The organism is Streptomyces glomeratus (assembly GCF_021462825.1).
Taxonomy (GTDB): Bacteria; Actinomycetota; Actinomycetes; order Streptomycetales; family Streptomycetaceae; genus Streptomyces; species Streptomyces glomeratus.
The window spans coordinates 215,337-236,067 of sequence record NZ_JAKEEB010000009.1 but is presented as its reverse complement, the minus strand read 5'-3'; the positions used below and the strand labels follow the sequence as shown (position 1 = coordinate 236,067).

Annotated in this window: 15 protein-coding genes; 10 read left to right on the top strand and 5 right to left on the bottom strand. The window is 69.9% G+C overall.

Features of this window, described 5'->3' with window-relative positions:
• Positions 1–203: 203 nt before the first annotated feature.
• A complete protein-coding gene (locus LZ604_RS13870) occupies positions 204–1,397 on the bottom strand; it encodes a PucR family transcriptional regulator (protein ID WP_234515373.1) in 1,194 nt (397 codons plus the stop codon).
• 222 nt (positions 1,398–1,619) lie between these two features.
• On the opposite strand from LZ604_RS13870, the gene LZ604_RS13865 reads away from it, so the two are divergent.
• From LZ604_RS13865 to LZ604_RS13850, 4 genes are all read left to right on the top strand, one after another.
• Complete coding sequence (locus tag LZ604_RS13865) at positions 1,620–2,270, top strand: carboxymuconolactone decarboxylase family protein (protein WP_234515372.1); 651 nt, start codon at positions 1,620–1,622, stop codon at positions 2,268–2,270.
• Positions 2,263–3,072, top strand: coding sequence for an SDR family NAD(P)-dependent oxidoreductase (locus tag LZ604_RS13860; protein ID WP_234515371.1), 810 nt, complete (start codon positions 2,263–2,265; stop codon positions 3,070–3,072). Before LZ604_RS13865 ends, LZ604_RS13860 begins: the two co-directional genes overlap by 8 nt.
• 351 nt (positions 3,073–3,423) lie before the next feature.
• Positions 3,424–6,204, top strand: a complete 2,781-nt coding sequence (locus tag LZ604_RS13855; protein ID WP_372482136.1) for a SpoIIE family protein phosphatase — start codon at positions 3,424–3,426, stop codon at positions 6,202–6,204.
• Positions 6,205–6,528: 324 nt separating this feature from the next.
• Positions 6,529–7,668, top strand: a complete 1,140-nt coding sequence (locus LZ604_RS13850; protein ID WP_234515370.1) for an ABC transporter substrate-binding protein — start codon at positions 6,529–6,531, stop codon at positions 7,666–7,668.
• A 108-nt stretch (positions 7,669–7,776) separates the two neighbouring features.
• On the opposite strand, the gene LZ604_RS13845 is transcribed toward LZ604_RS13850, so the two are convergent.
• Positions 7,777–8,163 (bottom strand): VOC family protein, encoded by a 387-nt coding sequence (locus LZ604_RS13845; protein WP_234515369.1) that lies wholly within the window; start codon positions 8,161–8,163, stop codon positions 7,777–7,779.
• Positions 8,164–8,308: 145 nt separating this feature from the next.
• Here LZ604_RS13845 and LZ604_RS13840 point away from each other — a divergent pair, with 145 nt between their 5' ends.
• The 3 genes from LZ604_RS13840 to LZ604_RS13830 all read left to right on the top strand — a co-directional run bounded on the left by LZ604_RS13840 (position 8,309) and on the right by LZ604_RS13830 (position 12,321).
• Entirely contained in the window at positions 8,309–8,662 is a 354-nt protein-coding gene (locus LZ604_RS13840) for a VOC family protein (RefSeq protein WP_234515368.1), read from the top strand.
• A gap of 214 nt (positions 8,663–8,876) precedes the next feature.
• A complete protein-coding gene (locus tag LZ604_RS13835) occupies positions 8,877–9,950 on the top strand; it encodes a fatty acid desaturase family protein (RefSeq protein ID WP_234515367.1) in 1,074 nt (357 codons plus the stop codon).
• A gap of 313 nt (positions 9,951–10,263) precedes the next feature.
• Positions 10,264–12,321, top strand: a complete 2,058-nt coding sequence (locus tag LZ604_RS13830; RefSeq protein ID WP_234515366.1) for a galactose-binding domain-containing protein — start codon at positions 10,264–10,266, stop codon at positions 12,319–12,321.
• Between the two features lie 87 nt (positions 12,322–12,408).
• Here the strand turns inward: LZ604_RS13830 and LZ604_RS13825 are convergent, their stop codons facing one another.
• Together LZ604_RS13825 and LZ604_RS13820 are read right to left on the bottom strand one after the other, a co-directional pair.
• Positions 12,409–13,485, bottom strand: coding sequence for a carotenoid 1,2-hydratase family protein (locus LZ604_RS13825; protein ID WP_234515365.1), 1,077 nt, complete (start codon positions 13,483–13,485; stop codon positions 12,409–12,411).
• 48 nt (positions 13,486–13,533) lie between these two features.
• A complete protein-coding gene (locus tag LZ604_RS13820) occupies positions 13,534–14,358 on the bottom strand; it encodes a crotonase/enoyl-CoA hydratase family protein (RefSeq protein WP_234515364.1) in 825 nt (274 codons plus the stop codon).
• A 60-nt stretch (positions 14,359–14,418) separates the two neighbouring features.
• Between LZ604_RS13820 and LZ604_RS13815 the strand changes: the two genes are divergently transcribed.
• Positions 14,419–15,387 (top strand): GlxA family transcriptional regulator, encoded by a 969-nt coding sequence (locus LZ604_RS13815; RefSeq protein ID WP_234515363.1) that lies wholly within the window; start codon positions 14,419–14,421, stop codon positions 15,385–15,387.
• 341 nt (positions 15,388–15,728) lie between these two features.
• Here LZ604_RS13815 and LZ604_RS13810 read toward each other — a convergent pair whose 3' ends face one another.
• Positions 15,729–16,325 carry a TetR/AcrR family transcriptional regulator gene (locus LZ604_RS13810; RefSeq protein WP_234515362.1) on the bottom strand — a complete coding sequence of 199 codons (597 nt, stop codon included), beginning with the start codon at positions 16,323–16,325 and terminating at the stop codon, positions 15,729–15,731.
• A gap of 884 nt (positions 16,326–17,209) precedes the next feature.
• On the opposite strand from LZ604_RS13810, the gene LZ604_RS13805 reads away from it, so the two are divergent.
• Entirely contained in the window at positions 17,210–19,513 is a 2,304-nt protein-coding gene (locus LZ604_RS13805) for an ATP-binding protein (protein ID WP_234515361.1), read from the top strand.
• 412 nt (positions 19,514–19,925) lie between these two features.
• A complete protein-coding gene (locus tag LZ604_RS13800; RefSeq protein ID WP_234515485.1) occupies positions 19,926–20,660 on the top strand; it encodes a chitinase in 735 nt (244 codons plus the stop codon).
• The last annotated feature ends 71 nt before the right edge of the window (positions 20,661–20,731 follow it).

Genomic DNA, 20,731 nt, shown 5'->3' with positions numbered 1-20,731 from the left:
CGACGGGGCGGGCTACACCAGCGGGCTGGGTGCCGCCGCTGTAGCCCGCCCATGGCCCCCAGCCGGACCGAACGGTCCGCCAGGGCCCGCGTCGGTTCCTCCCCGACGCGTCACCGGATGAAGCAGGTTCACTGACGCAGGGGCGGGGAGGTGAGGCACCATCACCTCGCCCGGTGACGACGAGACCCTCGCGACCCGGGGGATTACGGCGGCCGTGGCGGTCCGCTCGTGCCGGGCCTCGTGGATGTCCCCAGCTCGCGCGCCGCCAGGGCCCAGCTCAGCTCCACCGCGGTGTCGGGAGCGTGAAGGCTGGTTCCGGTCAGCTCCTCGAAACGGCGCAGCCGGTAGCGGACGGTGTTGACATGGACGTGTGCGCTGCGGGCGACTTCGCGGATGTTCCGTCCCCTCTCCAGGTATCCCCGCACCGACTCCTCGATGAGCGCGCCGAACTCCCCCTCCGCCTCCAGCGGGCGCAGATACCGGTCGAGCAGCAACTCGGCGATGTCCGGTTCGGCGACGACCGCCACCCGCCAGGACAGATCGCTCAAGTCGTACACGCCGCGCAGACCGTACGCACGGGCGGCTTCCAGCAGCCTGCCGGCAGCACGGAAGGAACGGTGTACCGCGGCCAGGTCCGTCGACGGGCCGAGCCCCGCCGTCACCTCCAGCTCACCGATGTCCGGCTTTGCCTCGACGACTCCGGCGACAGCCTCGTCCAGCACGGTGAGCAGCGCACCTCGCCCGCTTCTTCGAGCGTGGGACTCCAGGGAGCGTTCCAGCACGTCCGGACCGGCGCCGCCGTTCGGGACAGCCCTGATGGCGCGGTACGGCCGCGACAGGTCCAGACCGTAGATCGCCGCACCACTGTGGATCTCCGCCGCGCTCAGCGTCCCGTGGAGCAGTCCACGCAGGAAGTCGGCGCGGCGGCGGGCGTCGAACAGGGCGGAGGCGACCTCCGCCTGCCGGTGGACGGCGGCGATCTGCAGGCTCGCGACGTCCGCGAGTTCCCACAGGCACTTGGTGCGGTCGACGATGAAGCCGGGGTCCAGCCCCCGTTCGGTCGCCTCGGCGATGAACAGATCCCGTATCGCGCTCAGCGCCCGGCGGAAGGCGCGGAGCCCGTCGCCGAGCGGCACACCTCGGGCGACCCGGTCCCGGGCCACATCGGCTTCGCCGAGGTCCTCCGGCGCGGGAACCGTCCCCTCTCGCACCACCGCGAGAGCCCGCTGGAAGTGCCGATGCCAGATCTCGTCCAGGAGTTCGCGCGGGACCGCGCGGTAGGACGGGATGTGGTCCGTCAGCTCCGTGTGCAACCGCCCGGCCACGTGCGACTGCTGCGCGGTCATCGCGGCGATGACCCGTTCGAGGGGCACCGCCGCGCTCGACTGCCCGGGCATGGCCTCACCTCCGCCCCTCCGGAACCGGCCGTTGTGCACCTGCACAATACGCCGCCCTCCGGCCTTGGCCGGGGAGCCGTCGACAACCCCCCGCCTGCGAAAGCACAGTGGCACGGCGGCGGAAGGAGCCCATCGGTGCGCACCGGGCAAGGCGCCGATCGACTGTGCTCAGACCCGCCCGAGCCCTACCGACCCACCCTGCCGAACAGTGCGGAGACCGCCATGACAGACGAGTACCATCCCCGCCCCCGACACGCCGCCCCCGACACCGGCCCGCGCCTCGCGCCGCTGCCCGAGGACGGCTGGGACCCGTCCGTCCGGGAACTGCTCGCCTCGATTCCCCGGGACGCCGACGGCCACCTCGCCCGCATCTTCACCACCTTGGTGCGGCACCCCGGCCTCTTCCGGCACTTCCTGCCGTTCGGCAGTCACCTGCTGCGCAACGGCCGCCTGCCGGACCGGACCCGGGAACTGCTGATCCTGCGCACCGCATACAACACCCGGGCCGGTTACGAATGGGGGCGGCATGTACCGCTGGCCAGGGCCTCCGGGGTCACCGAGGAGGAGATCCGGCGGATCGGCGCGGGCCCGGACGCCCAGGGGTGGGCGCCGTCCGACGCCCGCCTGCTGCGTGCCGCCGACGAACTGCACCGGGAGGCGTGCGTTTCCGCTGCGACCTGGTCATCGCTCGCCGCCGACCACGATGAGGCACAGCTGATCGAAATCACCATGCTCGTCGGTCAGTACCACATGGTCGCCTTCTTCCTGAACTCCGCCGGTACCCGGCTCGAACCCGCCTACGCCACGGAAACCCTGCCCGCGCCCACCGGGGCCGGCGCGGACACGGTGGAAGGGGTACGAGGCGATGCCTGAGCCCCGGCACACCGCGACGCGCCCGGCCGGCCTCCTGACCGGCCGGAACGTACTGGTCATCGGCGCGGGCACCCGTCCCAGCGACGATCCGAAGGCCCCGGTGGGCAACGGACGGGCGGTGGCCGTGCTCGCCGCTCGTGAGGGAGCCTCCGTGGCCTGCGCCGACGTCTCCCCTTCCGCCGCGGCGGCCAGCGCCGCCCTGGTCGTTGAGGAAGGCGCCCGTGGCCTGCCCCTGGTCGGTGACGCCACGGATGCCGGCCAGTCCTCGGCCATGGTCGCCGATGCCCTCCGAGAACTCGGCGCGCTCGACGCGATGGTGGTCAACGTCGGTATCGGCCTCGGCGCGGGCCTGGCGAACACCTCACCGCAACAGTGGGAACGCGTGCTTTCACTCAACCTGACCGCCCCCTTCCTCGCCGCCAAGTACGGCTTGCCCGCGATCGCCGACGGGGGCTCGATCGTCTTCGTCGGTTCCGTGGCCGGGCTGCGTGCCGCCACCGATTCGCCCGCATACGACAGTTCCAAGGCGGGCCTGTTCGGACTCACCCGCCATGTCGCCAAGGAGGGTGCGCCGCGCGGGATCCGCGCCAACCTGGTCGTCCCCGGCCTGATCGACACCCCGATGGGCCGCGAGGCGTCAGCCCGGCGGGCGTCTCGTTCCGCCTCGTTCACCCGCATACCGCTCGGGCGCCAGGGCACCGCCTGGGAGGTGGCCGAAGCCGTCACCTTCCTGCTCTCCGACCGTGCCTCCTACATCACCGGGCAGAGCCTGGTGGTGGACGGAGGGTTGAACGCCGTCTGAGCGAGTGGCCGCCGGTCCGCTCCGCGAGCCGAGGGCGGTCCCCGCGGGGCAGAGGTCGGCCACTACGCCGCCTCGCTTCTCCTGGGCTGGTTCTCCCGTTCGCAGTGCCCGGCGCGGTCCGGGCGCCGAGCCGAGCGGACCGGCGGCCCGCCCGGCTACCGCACGGCCCCGTCCCGGCGCGGACGACGACGGCCACTCCCCCGCCGGACACCGACGGCCACTCCCCCGCCGGACACCGGCGTCACGCCGAGACGCTGTCCGGTCGCTTCGCGGTCGGCCACCCGGAAACGATAGAAAGGGGATATGCGTCGAGTTTCGGGCCGATCCGGGCATGAGGCGTCTGATGAGTCCATGCGGACTCCTCGGCCCGGTCCGCCCCGTCAGGGAGGAGAAAAGCGGCGCTCACGCTCGCTGCTGAGCGTGCACAGCCTCGCCGGCCAGGTCTTCCTTCTGCAGCTGGCGGTCGTGGTGCTGCTTGTCGCCGCCACCCTGGTGGTGCTCGTGGTGCAGGCTCGACGCGACGTCATGGCGGACGCCCGCAACCGGACGCTCACCGCGGCGCAGACGTTCGCGAACTCCCCGGGGCTCGTCGCCGCACTGAACAGCGCGAACCCGACCGCAGTGCTGCAGCCGCACACCGAGGCGGCCAGGAAGGCCGCAGGCGTCGACGCCATCATCGTGTACGGGCTGAACGGGGTCACCCTCACCCACAGCGACCCCGGTCAGATCGGGAAACGCATCATCGGGCCCTACGCGAAGGCGGCCACGGGCAAGCCGTTCACCAGTACTTTCAAGGGCTCACTGGGGCTCTCGGTGATCTCGGCGGTCCCCGTCAGGGGCCCCGACGGCTCGGTCGTCGCCATCGTCTCCGTACCCGTCACGGTCGAGAAGGTGCAGCACAGGGTGAACCGGCAGCTGCCGTTCCTCTTCGGCGGCGCCGCCACGGCCCTCGGCTTCGCCGCCGTCGGGTCCGGTCTGGTGAGCCGGCGGTTGCGGCGGCAGACCCATGGTCTGGGGCCGACCGAGATGACCCGGATGTACGAGCACCACGACGCGGTCCTGCACGCCGTGCGGGAAGGGGTGCTGATCATCGGCGGTGACGGCCGGCTGCTGCTGGCCAACGACGAGGCACGGCGGCTGCTGGACCTGCCGACGGACGCGGAAGGGCGGCACATCACCGGTCTGGGCCTTGATGAGGATCTCGCCGGACTGCTGGCCTCCGACCGCCCCGCCACCGACGAGGTGTACCTGGCGGCCGACCGGCTGCTCGCGGTCAACAAGCGGCTCACCGCTCCTCACGGACCCGTCGGCAGCGTGGTGACACTCCGGGACACCACCGAGCTGCGGGCCCTCTCCGGCCGGGCCGAGGTGGCGCGCGAACGGTTGAAGTTGCTCTACGACGCCGGACTGCGGATCGGCACCACGCTGAATGTGAAGCGCACGGCCGAGGAACTGGCCGAGGTGGCGGTGCCCCGGTTCGCCGACATCGTCACCGTCGAACTGCTGAACCCGGTCCTGGAGGGCGAGGAGTCCTCCGGTACGGCCCCCGTGATCACCGAGTTGCGCCGCAGCGCCGTCGCCGGCCTGGACACGGACGATCTCCTGCACCCCGTCGGCGAGCTGATCCCGTTCATCCCGGTCCACCCCGTCTCCAAGGCGATGGCCGAAGGCCGGCCGGTCCTGGTCGAGGACCTGAACGCCTCCGACGGCTGGCGCGCCCAGCACCCCGAACGTGCCCAGCGGATCCTCGACCAGGGCATCCACTCACTGCTCGTGGTTCCGTTGCGGGCCCGCGGCATGGTGCTGGGAGTGGTCGACTTCTGGCGCGCGAGGGGCTCTCCGCCGTTCGAGGAGGAGGACGTGTCCTTCGCCGAGGAGCTGGCCGCGCGGGCGGCGCTGTGCATCGACAACGCCCGCCGCTACACCCGCGAACACACCATGGCCGTCACCCTGCAGCACAGCCTGCTCCCGCGCGGGCTGCCCGAACAGTCCGCCCTCGACGTGGCCTACCGCTACCTGCCGGCCCAGGCCGGGGTGGGCGGGGACTGGTTCGACGTCATCCCGCTGTCCGGCACCCGGGTGGCGCTGGTCGTAGGCGATGTCGTCGGCCACGGCCTGCACGCCGCGGCGACCATGGGCCGGCTGCGTACCGCCGTGCACAACTTCGCCAGTCTGGACATGCCCGTGGAGGAGCTGCTGGGCCGGCTGGACGAACTGGTGGCCCAGATCGACGCCGAGGAGGCCACCGCGGAGGACGGGCAGGGGACGATCACCGGGGCGACCTGCCAGTACGCCGTCTACGACCCCGTCTCCGGGCGGCTGGCCCTCGCCACTGCCGGCCATCCGGGACCGGCGGTGGTCCGGCCCGACGGGTCCGTCCACTTCCCTCAGCTGCCGGTCTCCCCGCCGCTGGGTCTCGGCGCCGGCCTGCCCGTCGAGACCGCCGAGCTCACCGTGCCCGAGGGTTCCCGGCTGGTGCTCTACACCGACGGACTGATCGAGGACCGCACCCGCGACCTGGACGCCGGTCTGGAGGCGCTGCGCAGTGCCCTGACAGGGCCCGACCGCACGCCGGAGGCCACCTGCACGGCGGTGATGACAGCCATGCTGTCCGACCGGCCCAGGGATGACATCGCGCTGCTGGTGGCCCGCACGCGCCGGCTCGGACCGGCGCAGGTCGCCCAGTGGGACGTGGCCCGTGACCCGGCGGCGGTGGCCCCGGTGCGCACCGCCTGCGCCCGCCGGCTGACGGAGTGGGGCCTGGAGCAGGTCGCCTTCACCGCGGAGCTCATCCTCAGCGAGCTGATCACCAACGCCATCCGCCACGGCGGCGAGCCCATCGCCGTCCGGTTGCTCCGCACGGTGCCGATCAGCGGCACCGCCGCGGGAACCCTGATCTTCGAGGTCTCCGACGGCAGCAGCACCTCGCCACGGCTGCGCCGGGCGAAAGTCACCGACGAAGGCGGCCGCGGACTGTTCCTGGTCGCTCGGTTCGCCGAACGCTGGGGGACCCGCTACACGCCCACCGGCAAAGTCATCTGGGCCGAACAGTCTCTCCACGACGGCGCCACGCCGGAGGCGGAAGGAGCCGGCGAGACCCTGCTCGGCCAATGGGACGACACGGCACTGTGAGGAGAGCGTTCAGGTCCCCTGCCACTGCGGTCGCGCACGCCGCGTTCCGGCCCGGGCGTGGCCGGGGGCGGGGCGGGCGGAGGCCGCGTTCCGCCGGAGGAAAAGCGCTGATCGCACGCTTCCCGGGCGGGATTCCGCCATCGAGGCGGCGGGTAGCCTGACCTCGATGACCACGTCGCCCTGCGCAGTGGACCCACCTGCGACAGCTTCCGCAACTCCACGACCGGCCACGGCGGCATCGGGCATTTCTCCGGTGGTCCGACGCATCCTGTAACAAGCAGACATCCTTGGTGACGACCTCGTCCCGCCACTCCTGGAGCAGTCGTGACTACACCCCGTGCCCGAGCAGCGGCCGTCCTGGGCTGCTTCGCTCTCGTGGCACTGGGGCTGAGCGCCTGTGAGAACACGCCGGCCGACAGACTCGCCAAGCCCGCGGAGGCCACCTCCGCCGAGCACGTGGGCGGCATGCGCGCACTGATCGCCGCAGCGAAACAGGAGGGCACGCTCAGAGCGATCGCGCTGCCGCGTGACTGGGCCGACTACGGCAGCCTGATCGACGGATTCGAGAAGAAGTACGGGATCAAGGTCATGGACGAGGATCCGCTGGGCCACAGCAACGACGAGATCGACGCCCTGCGGACCAGGGGGAACCGGCCGACTGCTCCCGACGTGATCGACGTGGGCGATACGTTCGCGCGGAACGCGGCGGCGCAGAACCTGCTCGCGCCGTACAAGGTCGCCGCTTACGACTCCATCCCCGGTAATCAGAAGGACCCGAAGGCCCGCTGGTACAACAACTACGGGGGCTACATCTCCATCGGCTGCGACGCCAATCGGGTCAAGCCCTGTCCGGAGACCTTCGCCGATCTGCTGAAACCCGCCTACAAGGGCAAGGTGGCACTCGAAGGCGACCCGCCCCGATCGGCTACCGCCTTCGCCAGTGTCTACGCGGCCGCGCTGGCGAACAACGGGTCGTTCGACAACGTCCAGCCCGGTCTCGACTTCTTCGCCAAACTCAAGAAGAACGGCAACCTGATCCCGCTCGACTCCAACTTGGCAACGGTCGAGGGCGGCCGGACCCCCATCAGCATCAACTGGGACTACATCAACCTCAACTACGCCGACCAGCTCCGCGACAAGGGCGTGAACTGGCAGGTCGCGATCCCCTTCGACGGCAGCTTCGCCCAGTACTTCGCGCTGGCGATCAACAAGAACGCCCCGCACCCGGCGGCTGCCCGCCTGTGGCAGGAGTACCTCTTCAGCCCAGAGGGCCAGAACTCGCGGCTGCGCGGCTACGCTCGCCCGGTGCTCATGGACGCCATGAGGCGGGACGGCACCCTCGACAAGGCCGCCGCCGCACGACTGCCGACGGTTGAGGGAACGCCGCAGTTCCCGACGGACGCGCAACTGGAGAAGGCGAGGGAGACGGTCACCCAGGGCTGGGAGAAGGCCGTCTCCGGCTAGGTGTGCTGTCCGGACAGGTTGGTGACGCGGCCGGCTGGGGCATGACCGCAAACCGTCGCCGGGTCGCGCGGCCCGTGATGAAGGAGATCTGCCGTGTGCGGCCTCCGATCACGGGCGGCGGTCGGCAAGGACGCAGAACTCGTTCCCCTCTGGGTCGGCAAGTACGACCCAGCTCTCATCGCCCTGGCCGACATCGGCGTGTCGAGCACCCAGGTCGAGCAGGCGACGGACCTCTTCATCCTGCTCCCTGTCGGTTGGGTTGATGTCGAGGTGGAGCCTGTTCTTGACGGTCTTGCCCTCGGGCACGAGCGCGAATGTCAACGTCGGTGGCACCGGGCCAAGGCGCTTGTTGCCTCCAGGCACCACAGGGGAGCCGATTGTGACAATTCCGTCGCCTTCGTCTTGCACCTCGTAGTCAAGGACCGAGCACCAGAACCGGGCGAGACCGCGGGGATCGGCACAGTCGATCGCAAGCTCGGTGAACTTACTGGTCATGTCGGGACCTCCCGGTCAAGCAGCGGGTCCGCCAAAGGCCACACGCCGACGATTTCCCCCGCGACGGAGATGATGGAGATGAGGGGTGAGGCGGGCGATGGTGTGGTGCCCGCCTGCCCGATCGCCGTCCTGGCAAGATAGCGGCATGGAACGTGTGCTTGGAATCGGTGGATACTTCCTGCGGGCCGCCGACCCGGCGGCCCTGAGCGCGTGGTATCGCGATTGCCTGGGCCTGGACGCCGATGAGACCGGCCTGTGGCGTCAGGGAGCCGGGCCGACGGTGTTCGCGGCGTTCGAGTCCGATACCGACTACTTCGGGTCCCGCGCCCAGCAGACCATGCTCAACTTCCGGGTCCGGGACCTGGACGCGATGCTCGCTCAATTGCGCGCCAAGGGAGCGGACGTGGCCGAGGAAACGCAGGAAATGGACGGTGTCGGTCGATTCGGCTGGGTCACCGATCCCGAGGGCAATCGGATCGAGCTCTGGCAGCCCGCCTGACCGCCGCGTCTTCACGCAGGCGGTGACGTGCTGGTGGACCACCGGGTTGCCGAGGTGTGACCGGTGGTCAGGCCCGGCCGGCCGCCTGGTCCCGGCCTGCGTCCAGGGCTGCGCCCTGGGGAAAACCCCCGGCAGTTCAGGGGGGCGGGCCTAGTGTGCATACGGGGGCTGGCAGGCTTCTTCGGGTGGTACGGCGATCTCCAGAATTTCCAGCATGACGATCTCCCCCGATGCCTCCGTTGCAACCCGCCACTCCGCCGTTGATGCGGGCACGTCGCGCCCCGGTGCCGGCAGCGACTTCGCCGGACTGTCCCAGCGGATCGCCGAGGCCGGCCTGCTGAAGCGGCGCCCCGGCTACTACACGGTGCGGCTCGGTCTCGTGATCGGGTTGTTCGCTGCCGGCTGGGGTGCGTTCTTCGCCCTCGGCGACACCTGGTGGCAACTGGCGATCGCCGCCCTTCTTGCGGTGGTGTTCGGACAAATAGCCCTGGTGGCCCACGACCTGGCCCACCAGCAGATCTTCCGGCGGCGCCGGCACAGCGAGATCGGCGGACGGCTGTTCGGCAACCTCGCCATCGGCATGAGCTACGGCTGGTGGATGAACAAGCACACCCGCCACCACGCCAACCCCAACCATGAGGAACTCGACCCGGACGTCGCCCCGGACATCCTGGTGTGGTCCACCGAACAGGCCCGCGCCAGCCGGGGTCTTGCCCGCCACCTCGGTGGTCACCAGGCACTGCTGTTCTTCCCGCTGCTGACACTGGAAGGCTTCAACCTGCACGTCGCGAGCGTGCGGGCGCTGCGCTCACCGCTCATGAAGAACCGGCTGCTGGAGGGCGCTCTGCTCCTGCTGCACATAGCCGCTTTTCTCTCCGCCCTGTTCCTGGCGCTCTCACCGGGCAAGGCGGTGGCGTTCCTCGCGGTGAACCAGTGCCTGTTCGGCGTCTACCTGGGCTGCACCTTCGCACCCAACCACAAGGGCATGCCGACGATCACCGGTGGGCGGCAACTCGACTTCCTGCGACGCCAGGTCCTGACGTCCCGCAACGTGCGCGGCGGCTGGTTCACCGACGTGATGCTGGGCGGACTCAACTACCAGATCGAGCACCACCTGTTCCCGAGCATGCCCACGGTCCATCTGCGCCGGGCCCAGGTGATCGTGCGGCGGTACTGCGCCGAGATCGGGGTGCCGTACCACGAGACCGGACTGATCCGGTCCTACCGCGAGGCGCTGACGCACCTGCACCGCGTGGGAGAGCCCATCAGGCGGCAGCGCAGGGCGTGAACAGCGGCAGGAACGTGCCTCGGCAGCCTGAAGATCGGGCGCTTCGGCGCGGAGAATCCGGGTCCGTCGAGGCAGACCGCCACACAGCCGGCACTCGTGCGGCGACCCGGTGTCGATACCAGGTGCCTTCCGCGGCGAAGAACCTGCAGCCGGCATCCAGAGCCCGAGTATTGACTCGGAAGGCGGCACTGGCGATCCTCATGGCGCAGAGTTTGTGTAGGACATGACAAATCAGTGCGCGGGCGCCTCCGGGCCCTGACCTCCTTGCCGGTCGGCCGCGCATCCCGCCGACCGAGGGACGTGGGCCGTGGCCATGACGGGACTCCCGTACCGCCGACGCAAAGGCGTCACCGTAGTGTCGCTGTTCCTCCTCGTACTGGCCGTCGTGCTCGGACCCACCCCGAGTTCGGCGGCCGGAAACGAGTGGTGGGTCCCGAGCGCGCGACCGACGCCGGACTCCCAGATCAACGTCACCGGCGAGCCGTTCGCGGGCACCAACGCCAAGGGCGAGGTGCGCGGGTTCGTCGACGCCCATGACCACCTCTTCGCCAACGAGGCCTTCGGTGGGCGTCTCATCTGCGGCAAGACGTTCTCCGAGGCCGGGATCGCCGACGCGCTCAAGGACTGCCCCGAGCACTACCCCGACGGCTCGCTGGCCGTCTTCGACTTCATCACCAAGGGCGGTGACGGCAGACACGACCCGGTCGGCTGGCCCACGTTCAAGGACTGGCCCGCCCACGACTCGCTGACCCACCAGCAGAACTACTACGCGTGGGTGGAACGGGCCTGGCGCGGCGGCCAGCGGGTGCTCGTCAACGACCTCGTCACCAACGGCGTGATCTGCTCGGTGTACTTCTTCAAGGACCGCAGCTGCGACGAGATGACGTCCATCCGGCTGCAGGCGAAGCTGACGTACGACCTGCAGGCCTACATCGACAAGATGTACGGCGGCACGGGCAAGGGCTGGTTCCGGGTCGTCACCGACAGTGCGCAGGCCCGCGAGGTCATCAAGCAGGGCAAGCTGGCGGTCATCCTGGGAGTGGAGACCTCCGAGCCCTTCGGCTGCAAGCAGATCCTGGACATTCCGCAGTGCGACAGGAAGGACATCGACGCCGGCCTGGACGAGCTGTACGCGCTGGGCGTGCGCAGCATGTTCCTGTGCCACAAGTTCGACAACGCGCTGTGCGGAGTCCGCTTCGATTCGGGCGGGCTAGGAACGGCCATCAACGTCGGGCAGTTCCTGTCGACCGGCACTTTCTGGAGGACCGAGAAGTGCACGGGCCCGCAGCACGACAACCCCATCGGCTCGGCCGCAGCGCCGGGGGCCGAGGCGAAACTCCCGGCAGGTGTGGGCGTCCCCTCGTACGACTCGGACGCGCAGTGCAACGTGCGCGGGCTCACCGACCTCGGTGAGTATGCCGTACGCGGAATGATGAAACGCAAGATGATGCTGGAGATCGACCACATGAGCGTCAAGGCCGTCGGCCGCGCGCTCGACATCTTCGAGTCCGAGTCCTACCCAGGCGTGATCTCCTCGCACAGCTGGATGGACATGAACTGGACCGAACGGGTCTACGCCCTCGGCGGTTTCATCGCCCAGTACATGCACGGCTCCGAGGGGTTCGTGGCCGAGGCCAACCGCACCAAGGCGCTGCGGGACAAGTACGGCGTCGGCTACGGCTATGGAACGGACATGAACGGTGTCGGTGGCTGGCCGGGTCCCCGCGGAGCCGACGCGCCCAACAAAGTCACCTACCCGTTCCGCAGCGTCGACGGAGGCTCCCTGATCGACCGGCAGACCACCGGTGAGCGCACCTGGGACCTGAACACCGACGGAGCCGCTCACTACGGCCTCGTCCCGGACTGGATCGAGGACATCAGGCTCGTCGGAGGCCAGGGCGTGGTGAACGACCTCTTCCGGGGTGCCGAGTCCTACCTCGGCACGTGGGGAGCGACCGAGCGGCACCAGGCGGAAGTCAACCTCGCCAAGGGGGCGCCGGCCACAGCCGGTTCGACGGAGTGGAACCCGTTCATCAGCTATGCGCCGAGCCGCGCCGTCGACGGCACACGGGACACCCGCTGGGCCAGTGGCTGGAGCGACAACCAGTGGCTGCGGATCGACCTGGGCTCCGCTCACCGGGTCGGACGGGTCACGCTCGACTGGGAGCGCGCGTACGGGAAGTCGTACAGCATCGAGCTCTCGACGGACGGCGCGAACTGGCGGACGGTCTGGTCGACCACCACCGGCGACGGCGGCCTTGACACCGCTCGTTTCACCGGCACACCGGCGCGCTACGTCCGCATCACGGGCACGGAGCGTGGCACCAGGTGGGGATACTCGCTGTACGAGGTCGGCGTCCACAGCACCTGACGCCGGTTTCACCGGCCCGCGGCGGGAGCCCGCCCGCAACCGGGCTCCGCCGCCGGTGCGGACGTGGGTGTCAGGCCTGATGGCCGATCACAGTGCGGGGCCCGCCGCATCGCGGAACGCCCCCGTGCCCTTCGCGGCGCGGGGGCCGAAGTGGAGGAGCTCCCAGAGCGTCCGACCTCGAGCGATATCGGTCCGGCCGGCGTGTGTGTGCTCGACGGTGACGTCGCCGATGAACCGGTGGTAGGCACCGGCGTTTCCCAAGTCCAGCAGAAAGGCGTCCTTGCGGTGCTGGAAGGTCACCGCGTACGAGGCGGACTCGGGACCGGTCCGGTACGTCAGCCGCTTCGCGACCGGCACTCCACTCTGCTCGTTGACCACCATGTCGTCCTCGGAGAAGGTCAGGCTGTCCGGGCCGACGGCGGAGGCAAGGACCTTGCCGGATTCGGCGACCAGGAATGCCGGCATCTCCGCCTTGTCGTAGGCCTCGTTGGTGACGAACATCAGCGTGACGACGGTGTAGTCACCCACGCAGGCCCGGCCCCAATACCAGTGGTCGAGCACTTTCCGCGGGGCGACGTTGCCCCAGTTGTGGTCGTGGTAACCCACACCGGTCAGCCGCTCGGTGCGGCCGCCGCGGACGAGGGTGACGTCTGCCGCGTTCCTTGTCGCGACCGGCAGCCAGGCGATGTAGTGCTCCTCGTTCTCGCCGAAGAACACGTGTCCCGTCTCCGGGCGCCACGGCGGTGCCTCCGGCGTGAGCGTGATGTCGGCGACGACGTCGTCGATCTCGACGTGGACCGTATAGCCGTCTTCCGGACCGCCCTTGAACGTGCCGGCTCCGATCTTCACGTCGCAGCCGTGCGTCGACGCCCGGAACGCACCGGGCTCCTCGGTGCACATCTTGTCGATCCTGGTGCCGTCGGGGAGGGTCAGGGTGAGCAGGACGAAAGGAGTCAGCGGCGACTTCGGGGAGACGTAGGGCGGCTTGGTGTGGAACTCGACCGTCAAGGTCGATCCGTCCTCCAGATGGGCATCGCAGTACCACCACTCCCAGGTGCCCTCGGCGCCGCCCGTACGCAGGCCGTCCTCCCACGGTTGGATGACTCCCGGGGTGATACCGAGCCGCTCATAGTGCTCGGGTCGATCGCCGATCACGGCGCGCATGAGTTTCCTCCGATGTGTGAATGGGTCTTCCTTCGCTGCGTCGCAGGGTCAAGCGCCGGTGAAGACGGGCGCGCGGCGCTCGATCAGCGCGCTGATGCCCTCCCGTGCGTCGCCACTCGCCAGCAGACGCCGTCCGGCCTCGCGCAGCCGCTCCGCCGACTCGGCGCTCGGTTCGGCGAAGGCGGCACGGGCGTCGGCGAGGGTGGCCTGGACCGCCAGCGGCGCCTGTTCGGCGATGCGCCGGGCGAGCGCCACGGCCCGTTGCAGCTGCCGGCCCGCCGGTACGACGTCCTGCACCAGGCCGAGGCGCAGGGCGTCGGCGGCGTCGAACTGGTCACCGGTGAGGAGGTAGCGCATCGCTTGACCCCATCCGAGGCGCTGCGGGAGCCGTCGGGTGGCGCCGCCGAGCGCGATGATGCCGCGGCTGACCTCCTGCTGCGCGAAGACGGCGTCGTCCGCAGCCACGCAGAGATCGGCGTTGAGTACGAGTTCGAGTCCGGCGGTGAAGCAACGACCGTGGACGGCCACGACGACCGGCTTGGTGGCGGGCTCGCCCCAGATTCCCCAGGGGTCCCTGCCGCCTTCCGGAATGATGGTCGTGTCACCGGCGGCGAGGCGCGGGGCGAGCGATACGAGGTCGAGGCCACCGGTGAAATGCCGGCCCTCGGCATGGACGACACCGACGCGCAGGTCCGGGTCGTCCGACAGTGTCGCGTAGGCCGTGGACAGTCCGGCTATCACTTCGGCGTCGAACGCGTTGGCCTTCTCCGGACGGTTCACGGTGATCAGGAGAATCGGTCCGTCGCGGCGAACCAGGACCTTCTCGCTCCTGCCCGCGTCGTCCGTACTGCGGTGTGCTCCTGTGGTGGGCATGGCGCACACCGTAGGAGGCCCCGTATCAGCGATCGCGACACTGGGCGTAGCGTTCGCGACATGAAGGTCGGAGTGATAGCTCTTCCCGGGTGCTGGGACTCCGGGCTCACCACGGTCCTGGACGTCCTGCGCACCGCGGACGCGGCTCGTCGCCATGTGGACCGGGACATTCCGCGCATCACGGCCCGGACGGTCACCGAGGGCGAGGAGCCGGTGCCGACGGCGGGCGGCCTCCTCGTACCGGCCGGCCTGACGCTCGGCGACGCCGAGGCACTGACCGAGTTGGACGTGCTGGTGATCCCCGCCACGGCGCCCAACGATCCCGCCGGTGTCGTCGGCACGCTCGCGCAGGAGGAGGTACGGCGGCTACGGGGGGTGTTGCGCGACTGGGCGATCGACGGCCGCGAGCTGGCAGCCGCCTGCACCGGCACCTTCGTCCTGGCGGAAGCCGGGCTGCTGGACCACCGGCGGGCCACGACCAGCTGGTGGCTCGGCGACCTCTTCCGGCAACGCTATCCAAAGGCGGAGCTCGACATGGGCCGGATGGTGGTGCGGGATGGCCCGATCGCCACCGCCGGGGCCGCCTTCGCGCACATCGACCTGGCCATGAGCCTAGTCTCGCGGGTCAGCCCGCAGCTCGCGGAGTTCACCGCGAGGACACTCCTCATCGACGACCGCCCGGCACCCAGCGTCGAGGCGGCGCGGGGCCACCTGGCCTCTGTCGACCGGTACGTGACCGCGTTCGAGGAGTGGATCCGCGCCAATATGGAGCGGGACGTCGGTGTGGCGGACGCGGCCGCCGCGCTCGGGACCACGCGGCGCACCCTGGAGCGCCATGTCCGGAGCCGGCTGGGCCTCTCCCCGTATGCCCTGATCCGGCGGCTGCGTGTCGAGCGTGCGCAGCATCTGCGGCGTACGACCGGCCTGAGTCTGGATCGGATCGCTTCCATGGTCGGCTACCGCAACGCGGCGAGTCTGCGCTCCGCGCTCCGCGCGGCAGCCCGGCAGGCGACGGACGCGGCACGCTGAGCAGACACGAGAGGAAACCTTCCCGTGCCCGCCGCGGTGACCTCCCGCTCCGTCATCGCCCTGGGCGCCGGAACTCGGAATGCCGCTGTGTGTGGACGCGCAGCACAGGCCCGCCGGCAGCCGCCGAGCGACGTGCGGGCGTGCCGCGCGGCGGGGAGGAGGTCCGAGCCTCGCGCTCACCGCCCTGGCTGGATGCAGTACGCCGGCCCGCCGCCTGGTCACTGCGCCAGGCGCCGGGCCGAGAGGATGGGAGTCCGACTGGGGTGTGCCCCCACCACGGAGCGCCTTGCGCACTGGAGTCGCTTCAAGGCGCCCCGGGTGGCCGACAGGTCGGTGGTCGGTCAGGGCAGGCCGGCGGCGTCCAGCCCGGAGCGCAGCAAGCCGAGCAGATCGGCCAGCGCTGCCCGTGGGTCCGGTTCGAGTGTGACGAGCATCGCTGCGTCGACGACGAATCGGGCCACTGCACGCGTCCGCAGGTCGGGAGCCTCCAGGCCGCGGTCGGCCGCGAGCGCGACGGCCAGGGTGTCCGCGTGCCGTAGCCACATCTGCTGCCAGTAGGCGCGCAGTGCCGGGGTGCCATGCACAAGCGCGAGGAACGCCTCGAACTGTTCCCGCTGCTGCGGTTCCGCCCATGGCAGCGACAGCAGGTACTCCTGCACCGCGTCGAGCACGTCACGGCCAGGGGAGCGCTGACTGACGGCGGCGACGAGGCCCGCGGCGATCTCCGGCTCCAGGTCGAAGAGCAGCGCTTCCTTGCTACGGAAGTAGGAGAACAGAGTCGGCACCGAGACCTCGGCGGCATCGGCGATCTCCGCCACGGTGACGGCGTGGTAGCCGCGTTCGAGGAAGAGCCGCAGGGCCGCGTCGGCCAGTGCCCGGCGGCTGCGGGCCTTCTTACGCTCCCGCAGGCGAGGCGCTGGGCGGTCCGGTTCGGTCACGCGTCGAATCTAGCAGGTTCCAATAGCACCACAGATTCTTAAGTGGCTTAAAAACTTCAGTGGTTGAAGTGCCGTCAGCCGTTGTGCTTCACTCGTGCCGCCGGCCCCGGGGTCGGTCCACGGACCGGATGGGTTCCGAAGGGTGTGATCAGCCGTGTCCATGCGCTCGCCCCCGACGGGTGACACGTGGCAGCCGCCCAGTGGTGAAGAGGCCCGGAAAGTCGCCCGGTCGGCCGTTCAACACGAGCCGAACCCGCCGAAGACGGAAGCAGGAGCCTCGAAACGAGGGGACACCCTGCCTGACAGTCGGGCTGCGGTGAAAGGCGCAGGCGGGAAACCGGGTCGAGGCTCGGCGGCGCCCGTTTGAATTCCGTCCGCCATCCATTGCGTCGGTCCGAGGTCCGACGGCAACCCGGCCGGCCCTCAGGAGGGTTCCGCAGCGAGGCCACCCACGATCTCGTGCCCGCCGTCCGGCAGCGCGGCCCTCGAAATACCCCGCTCGCGTGCACGCTGCTCCGCGACGGATGCGGCATGTGGCAACCGGCCGCTGCAACCCGGATGTCAATCGCCGCCTGGGCGGACCACCGCCCACTGCCGAGGCACCGTCACGGCGAAGGAGGAACCCCCAGCACCTTCCGCTATCACCCGACTCGCGAAAGGAGTATCAGATGCAGTGCGATGGAGATTCTCGCGGGAATCGGCTTGAATCGCCCAGGTCATCCTGCGATGTGTGCGGCAGCGGAATTCGCCGAGGCTCCGCTGATGACGTAAGGAGCAGGAAGAAGCGTCCGCGATACTGCTCGAACGCCTGCCGTCAGCGGGCCTACCGCCAGAGGCTCAAGGGCGACGGAATGAGCGCTTCCACTGCGACCGGAATAGCGCGTTTGAGCAGTTTCATCGGCCGGACCGATGAGCTGGTGGAGCTGAAGCGGCTGCTGCGCGCCACGCGACTGCTGACTCTGACAGGGCCCGGGGGCGTGGGCAAGACACGCCTGGCCTGGGAGATGGCTGCGCTTGAGCAGCGCGGCGGACGCTGTCAGGTCAGCCTTGTCGAACTGGGGTCGGCGGCAACGGGGGAGCAAGCACGGCAGCGGATCATCGAGGCGCTCGCGTCGGCCGGGGAGCCGCATGTCCTGACGGTGGGGGCAGGGGGCGCGGTGGGCTCCGACCGTGATCGGCTTCTGGTGCTCGACAACTGTGAGCATGTGCTCGACGCCTGCGGACGGGCCCTCAGCACGTTGTTCCCTCGCCATCCGGGCCTGCGGGTCGTGGCCACCAGCCGCGAACCATTACGGTTGCCGGGCGAGACGGTGTACTCGGTGGGCGGTCTCTCCCTGCCGGATTCCGATGGTGGCGGATCACTCGCAGGCCTGCTGCGCTCGGACGCCGTCCGGCTCTTCGTCCACCGGGCGCAGGCCGTCTCCTCCGAATTCCAGCTCACCGAGGACAACGCCGTACACGTCGCCGCGTTGTGTGCCAGGCTCGACGGGCTGCCGCTGGCCCTCGAGCTGGCGGCCGGCCTTGTGCGGGCCTTTCCGCCAGGTGAGATTCACCATCGGCTGGACGACCGCTTTTCCCTTCTGACATGCGGATGGCGTACGGCGGATCGGCGTCACCAGAGTCTTCGCTCGGCCATCGAATGGAGCTATGACCTGCTGACGAGTCAGGAGCAGAAGCTGTTCCGGTCACTGTCGCTGTTGCCGGGCGGGTTCGGGCCGGATGCCGCCGCGGCCGTCGCCACGGACGACGACATGCCCGCGTCGGCCGTGCCACGGCTGCTGGCCGGTCTCGAGGCCAAGTCCCTCATCGTCCCCTGTGCCGGCCCGACGGGTTCCGCCCGGTTCCGAATGCTGGAGTCCATCCGGTGTTACGGGCACGAACGGCTCCGTGCCGAGGGCGAAGAGGCGCGGGCCTACGAGCGTCTCGTGGACTGGATGGCGGAACTCGCGCGTCCGTTCCGGGAGGCAGCGCTCACACCTGCCCGGACCTGCCGGGTGCTGGACGAGGAACGCGACAACCTCACATGTCTTCTGCAGTGGTTGAGCGTGGGAAGCGACCCGCGCCAGCTCCTCCTCGCCGGGGCACTGGCCCTCGTGGACATCAACCGGGGGTATGCGGGCGAGTCCCGGACGATGCTGGCGGGCGCGTTGGAGCGTACGGGCCCGGGAGCGGGCGACCGCAGCATCGCTCTGTGCATGCAGGCGCTGCTCACCGCGTGGGAAGGGGACGCCGGCGAAGCGGTGCATCTGGCGCTCCAGGCAGTGACGCTCGAGCGCCGGCGCCCGCACCGCCGCGATCATCTGCTCTGCCGCTTACTGCTGGTGCTGAGCCTGGCCCGGACACAACGAGGTGACCAGAGCTCGAGGGCCGATCTCGAGGAGTGTGTGGAGATCAGCCACCGGGTCGGCGATCGCGTCATGACCGGGTTCTGCCTGAACCTCCTCGCCTGGCAGCTGCTTCGCGGCGGCGATACGGTGCAGGCGGAGCGGCTGGTGGACGAAGCCCTCCCGATCCTGCGGGGCGAGGCCAATCCGGTCCTGCTACGAGTGATCCTGCACACGGCCGGTGTCCTTGCCCTGGAGCGGGACGACCTCGATGCGGCGGAGGCGTACTTCGACGAGGCGCTGGGTGACACGGACCACGTGAGCGACACGGCTCACCTGGGCGCAGCCGGCCCCGCGCTCTGGGGCCTGGCTGTCAGCGCAGTGAGAAGCGGGCGATTCGAGCGGGCGCTGCGGCTGTTCGCGGCCGTCGAAAGGCATGGCGCGTCCGCGGCCCTCGTCATACCTCCCTGGTTCCGGGCACAGGTGGAGGAGGCGGCGGCCACAGCGCTCGGGGCGCTGCCCAAGGCACGGGCCGAGGGTGCGCTTGCGGCGGGGCGCCGGCTGGGTCCGCGGGAGATCGTGGACTACGCGCGCGACGGACGGCGGGGAACTGCACCCGGTGGGGACGACCCGCTCAGCCCGCGCGAACGGGAAGTGATCGCCCTGGTGGCCGCCGGACTCACCAACCGGCAGATAGCGGCCCGGTTGTATCTGTCGGTCCGCACCGTCGAGACACACGTCCGCAATATCCGCAACACACTCGGCCTGCGTTCCCGCACCCATGTCGCCGCATGGTCCGCAAGGCGGGCGCAGGCCGTGCCCACGCACGCCGAAGGAAAGGCCGGGGCCGGGTTCGTGGCGTGACGGCGGTCGTCGACCGGGGATCGTGTCCGCCGTTTCGCCGGTGAAGAACCGGACCCGAGTCAGATGCGCCGGGGCGAGGACTGCACGGCGGTCGGCGGATTCATGAGCTGAGTCGAACGCCGGAGGATGGGAGCGGTTGCAGGCCGATGTCTCGGCACGACGGGGCGGCAGGGTGAGGCCGATGTCCGCGTGACGTCTGCGTAACGGTGGGCATTGCCGATGCGGCGGCCGTCCGGGACGAGGAATCTTGGTGCGCAGGACGATCCCATGGCGGTGACCGAACGGCAAGGCTCCGCCGGCGGATTCGGCGCCGCCTTGTCCGTGCGATCACAGGCGTGTGGGGGTGGTCGCGCCGGAAGCGGATCGTTCTCCCCGTCCAGGCACTCTCCGAGGAGTTGTCGTGCGTATTGTCATGTCCGCATCCCGTATCGCCGTGGCCACCGCAGCCGTGGTGGCCGCCGTTTCGGCGGTTGTCCTTCCCGCCACCTCTGCCGGCGCCGTGACCGCCGAGCACGCGGCAGTCTCGGCCGACTTCGTCGTGAGCCAAGCCCAGTTCCAGCAGATGTTCCCGAACAAGAACCCCTTCTACACCTACGCCGGGCTGCGCAACGCGATGAACTCCTTCCCCGCTTTCGCCCACACCGGCAGCGACACGGTCAGGAAGCAGGAGGCGGCGGCCCTCCTGGCAAACGTCAGCCACGAGACCGGCGGCCTGCGTTACACGAAGGAGCAGAACCCCGCCAACTATCCGCACTACTGCGACGCGAGCCGGCCGTACGGCTGCCCGGCCGGCCAGGCGGCCTACTACGGGCGCGGACCGATGCAGCTCAGCTGGAACTTCAACTACAAGGCGGCGGGGGACGCGTTGGGCGTCGACCTGCTGCACAAGCCGAACCTCGTCGAGACCGACGCCACCATCTCGTGGAAGACCGCGCTGTGGTACTGGACCACTCAGGCCGGTCCCGGCTCCATGACGCCGCACAAGGCGATGGTCAGCGGCGCCGGATTCGGCGAGACGATCCGCAGCATCAACGGCGCGCTGGAGTGCAACGGCCAGAACCCCGCCCAGATGCAGGACCGGGTCAACCTCTACCGGCAGTTCACGCAGACCCTGGGCGTCACCCCCGGTGACAAGCTGACCTGCTGAACGTGCCGGTGGTGACCACGGCCCGTCACCACAACACACCACCCGCGCCCACCGGGGCCACCGCGGGCAGG

What these genes read in the sequence shown, in the direction of transcription:
- LZ604_RS13870 (WP_234515373.1), bottom strand. Translation starts at nt 1,397, where the DNA reads ATGCCCGGGCAGTCGAGCGCGGCGGTGCCCCTCGAACGGGTCATCGCC.
- LZ604_RS13865 (WP_234515372.1), top strand. Translation starts at nt 1,620, where the DNA reads ATGACAGACGAGTACCATCCCCGCCCCCGACACGCCGCCCCCGACACC.
- LZ604_RS13860 (WP_234515371.1), top strand. Translation starts at nt 2,263, where the DNA reads ATGCCTGAGCCCCGGCACACCGCGACGCGCCCGGCCGGCCTCCTGACC.
- LZ604_RS13855 (WP_372482136.1), top strand. Translation starts at nt 3,424, where the DNA reads ATGCGGACTCCTCGGCCCGGTCCGCCCCGTCAGGGAGGAGAAAAGCGG.
- LZ604_RS13845 (WP_234515369.1), bottom strand. Translation starts at nt 8,163, where the DNA reads ATGACCAGTAAGTTCACCGAGCTTGCGATCGACTGTGCCGATCCCCGC.
- LZ604_RS13840 (WP_234515368.1), top strand. Translation starts at nt 8,309, where the DNA reads ATGGAACGTGTGCTTGGAATCGGTGGATACTTCCTGCGGGCCGCCGAC.
- LZ604_RS13835 (WP_234515367.1), top strand. Translation starts at nt 8,877, where the DNA reads ATGACGATCTCCCCCGATGCCTCCGTTGCAACCCGCCACTCCGCCGTT.
- LZ604_RS13830 (WP_234515366.1), top strand. Translation starts at nt 10,264, where the DNA reads ATGACGGGACTCCCGTACCGCCGACGCAAAGGCGTCACCGTAGTGTCG.
- LZ604_RS13825 (WP_234515365.1), bottom strand. Translation starts at nt 13,485, where the DNA reads ATGCGCGCCGTGATCGGCGATCGACCCGAGCACTATGAGCGGCTCGGT.
- LZ604_RS13820 (WP_234515364.1), bottom strand. Translation starts at nt 14,358, where the DNA reads ATGCCCACCACAGGAGCACACCGCAGTACGGACGACGCGGGCAGGAGC.
- LZ604_RS13815 (WP_234515363.1), top strand. Translation starts at nt 14,419, where the DNA reads ATGAAGGTCGGAGTGATAGCTCTTCCCGGGTGCTGGGACTCCGGGCTC.
- LZ604_RS13800 (WP_234515485.1), top strand. Translation starts at nt 19,926, where the DNA reads ATGTCCGCATCCCGTATCGCCGTGGCCACCGCAGCCGTGGTGGCCGCC.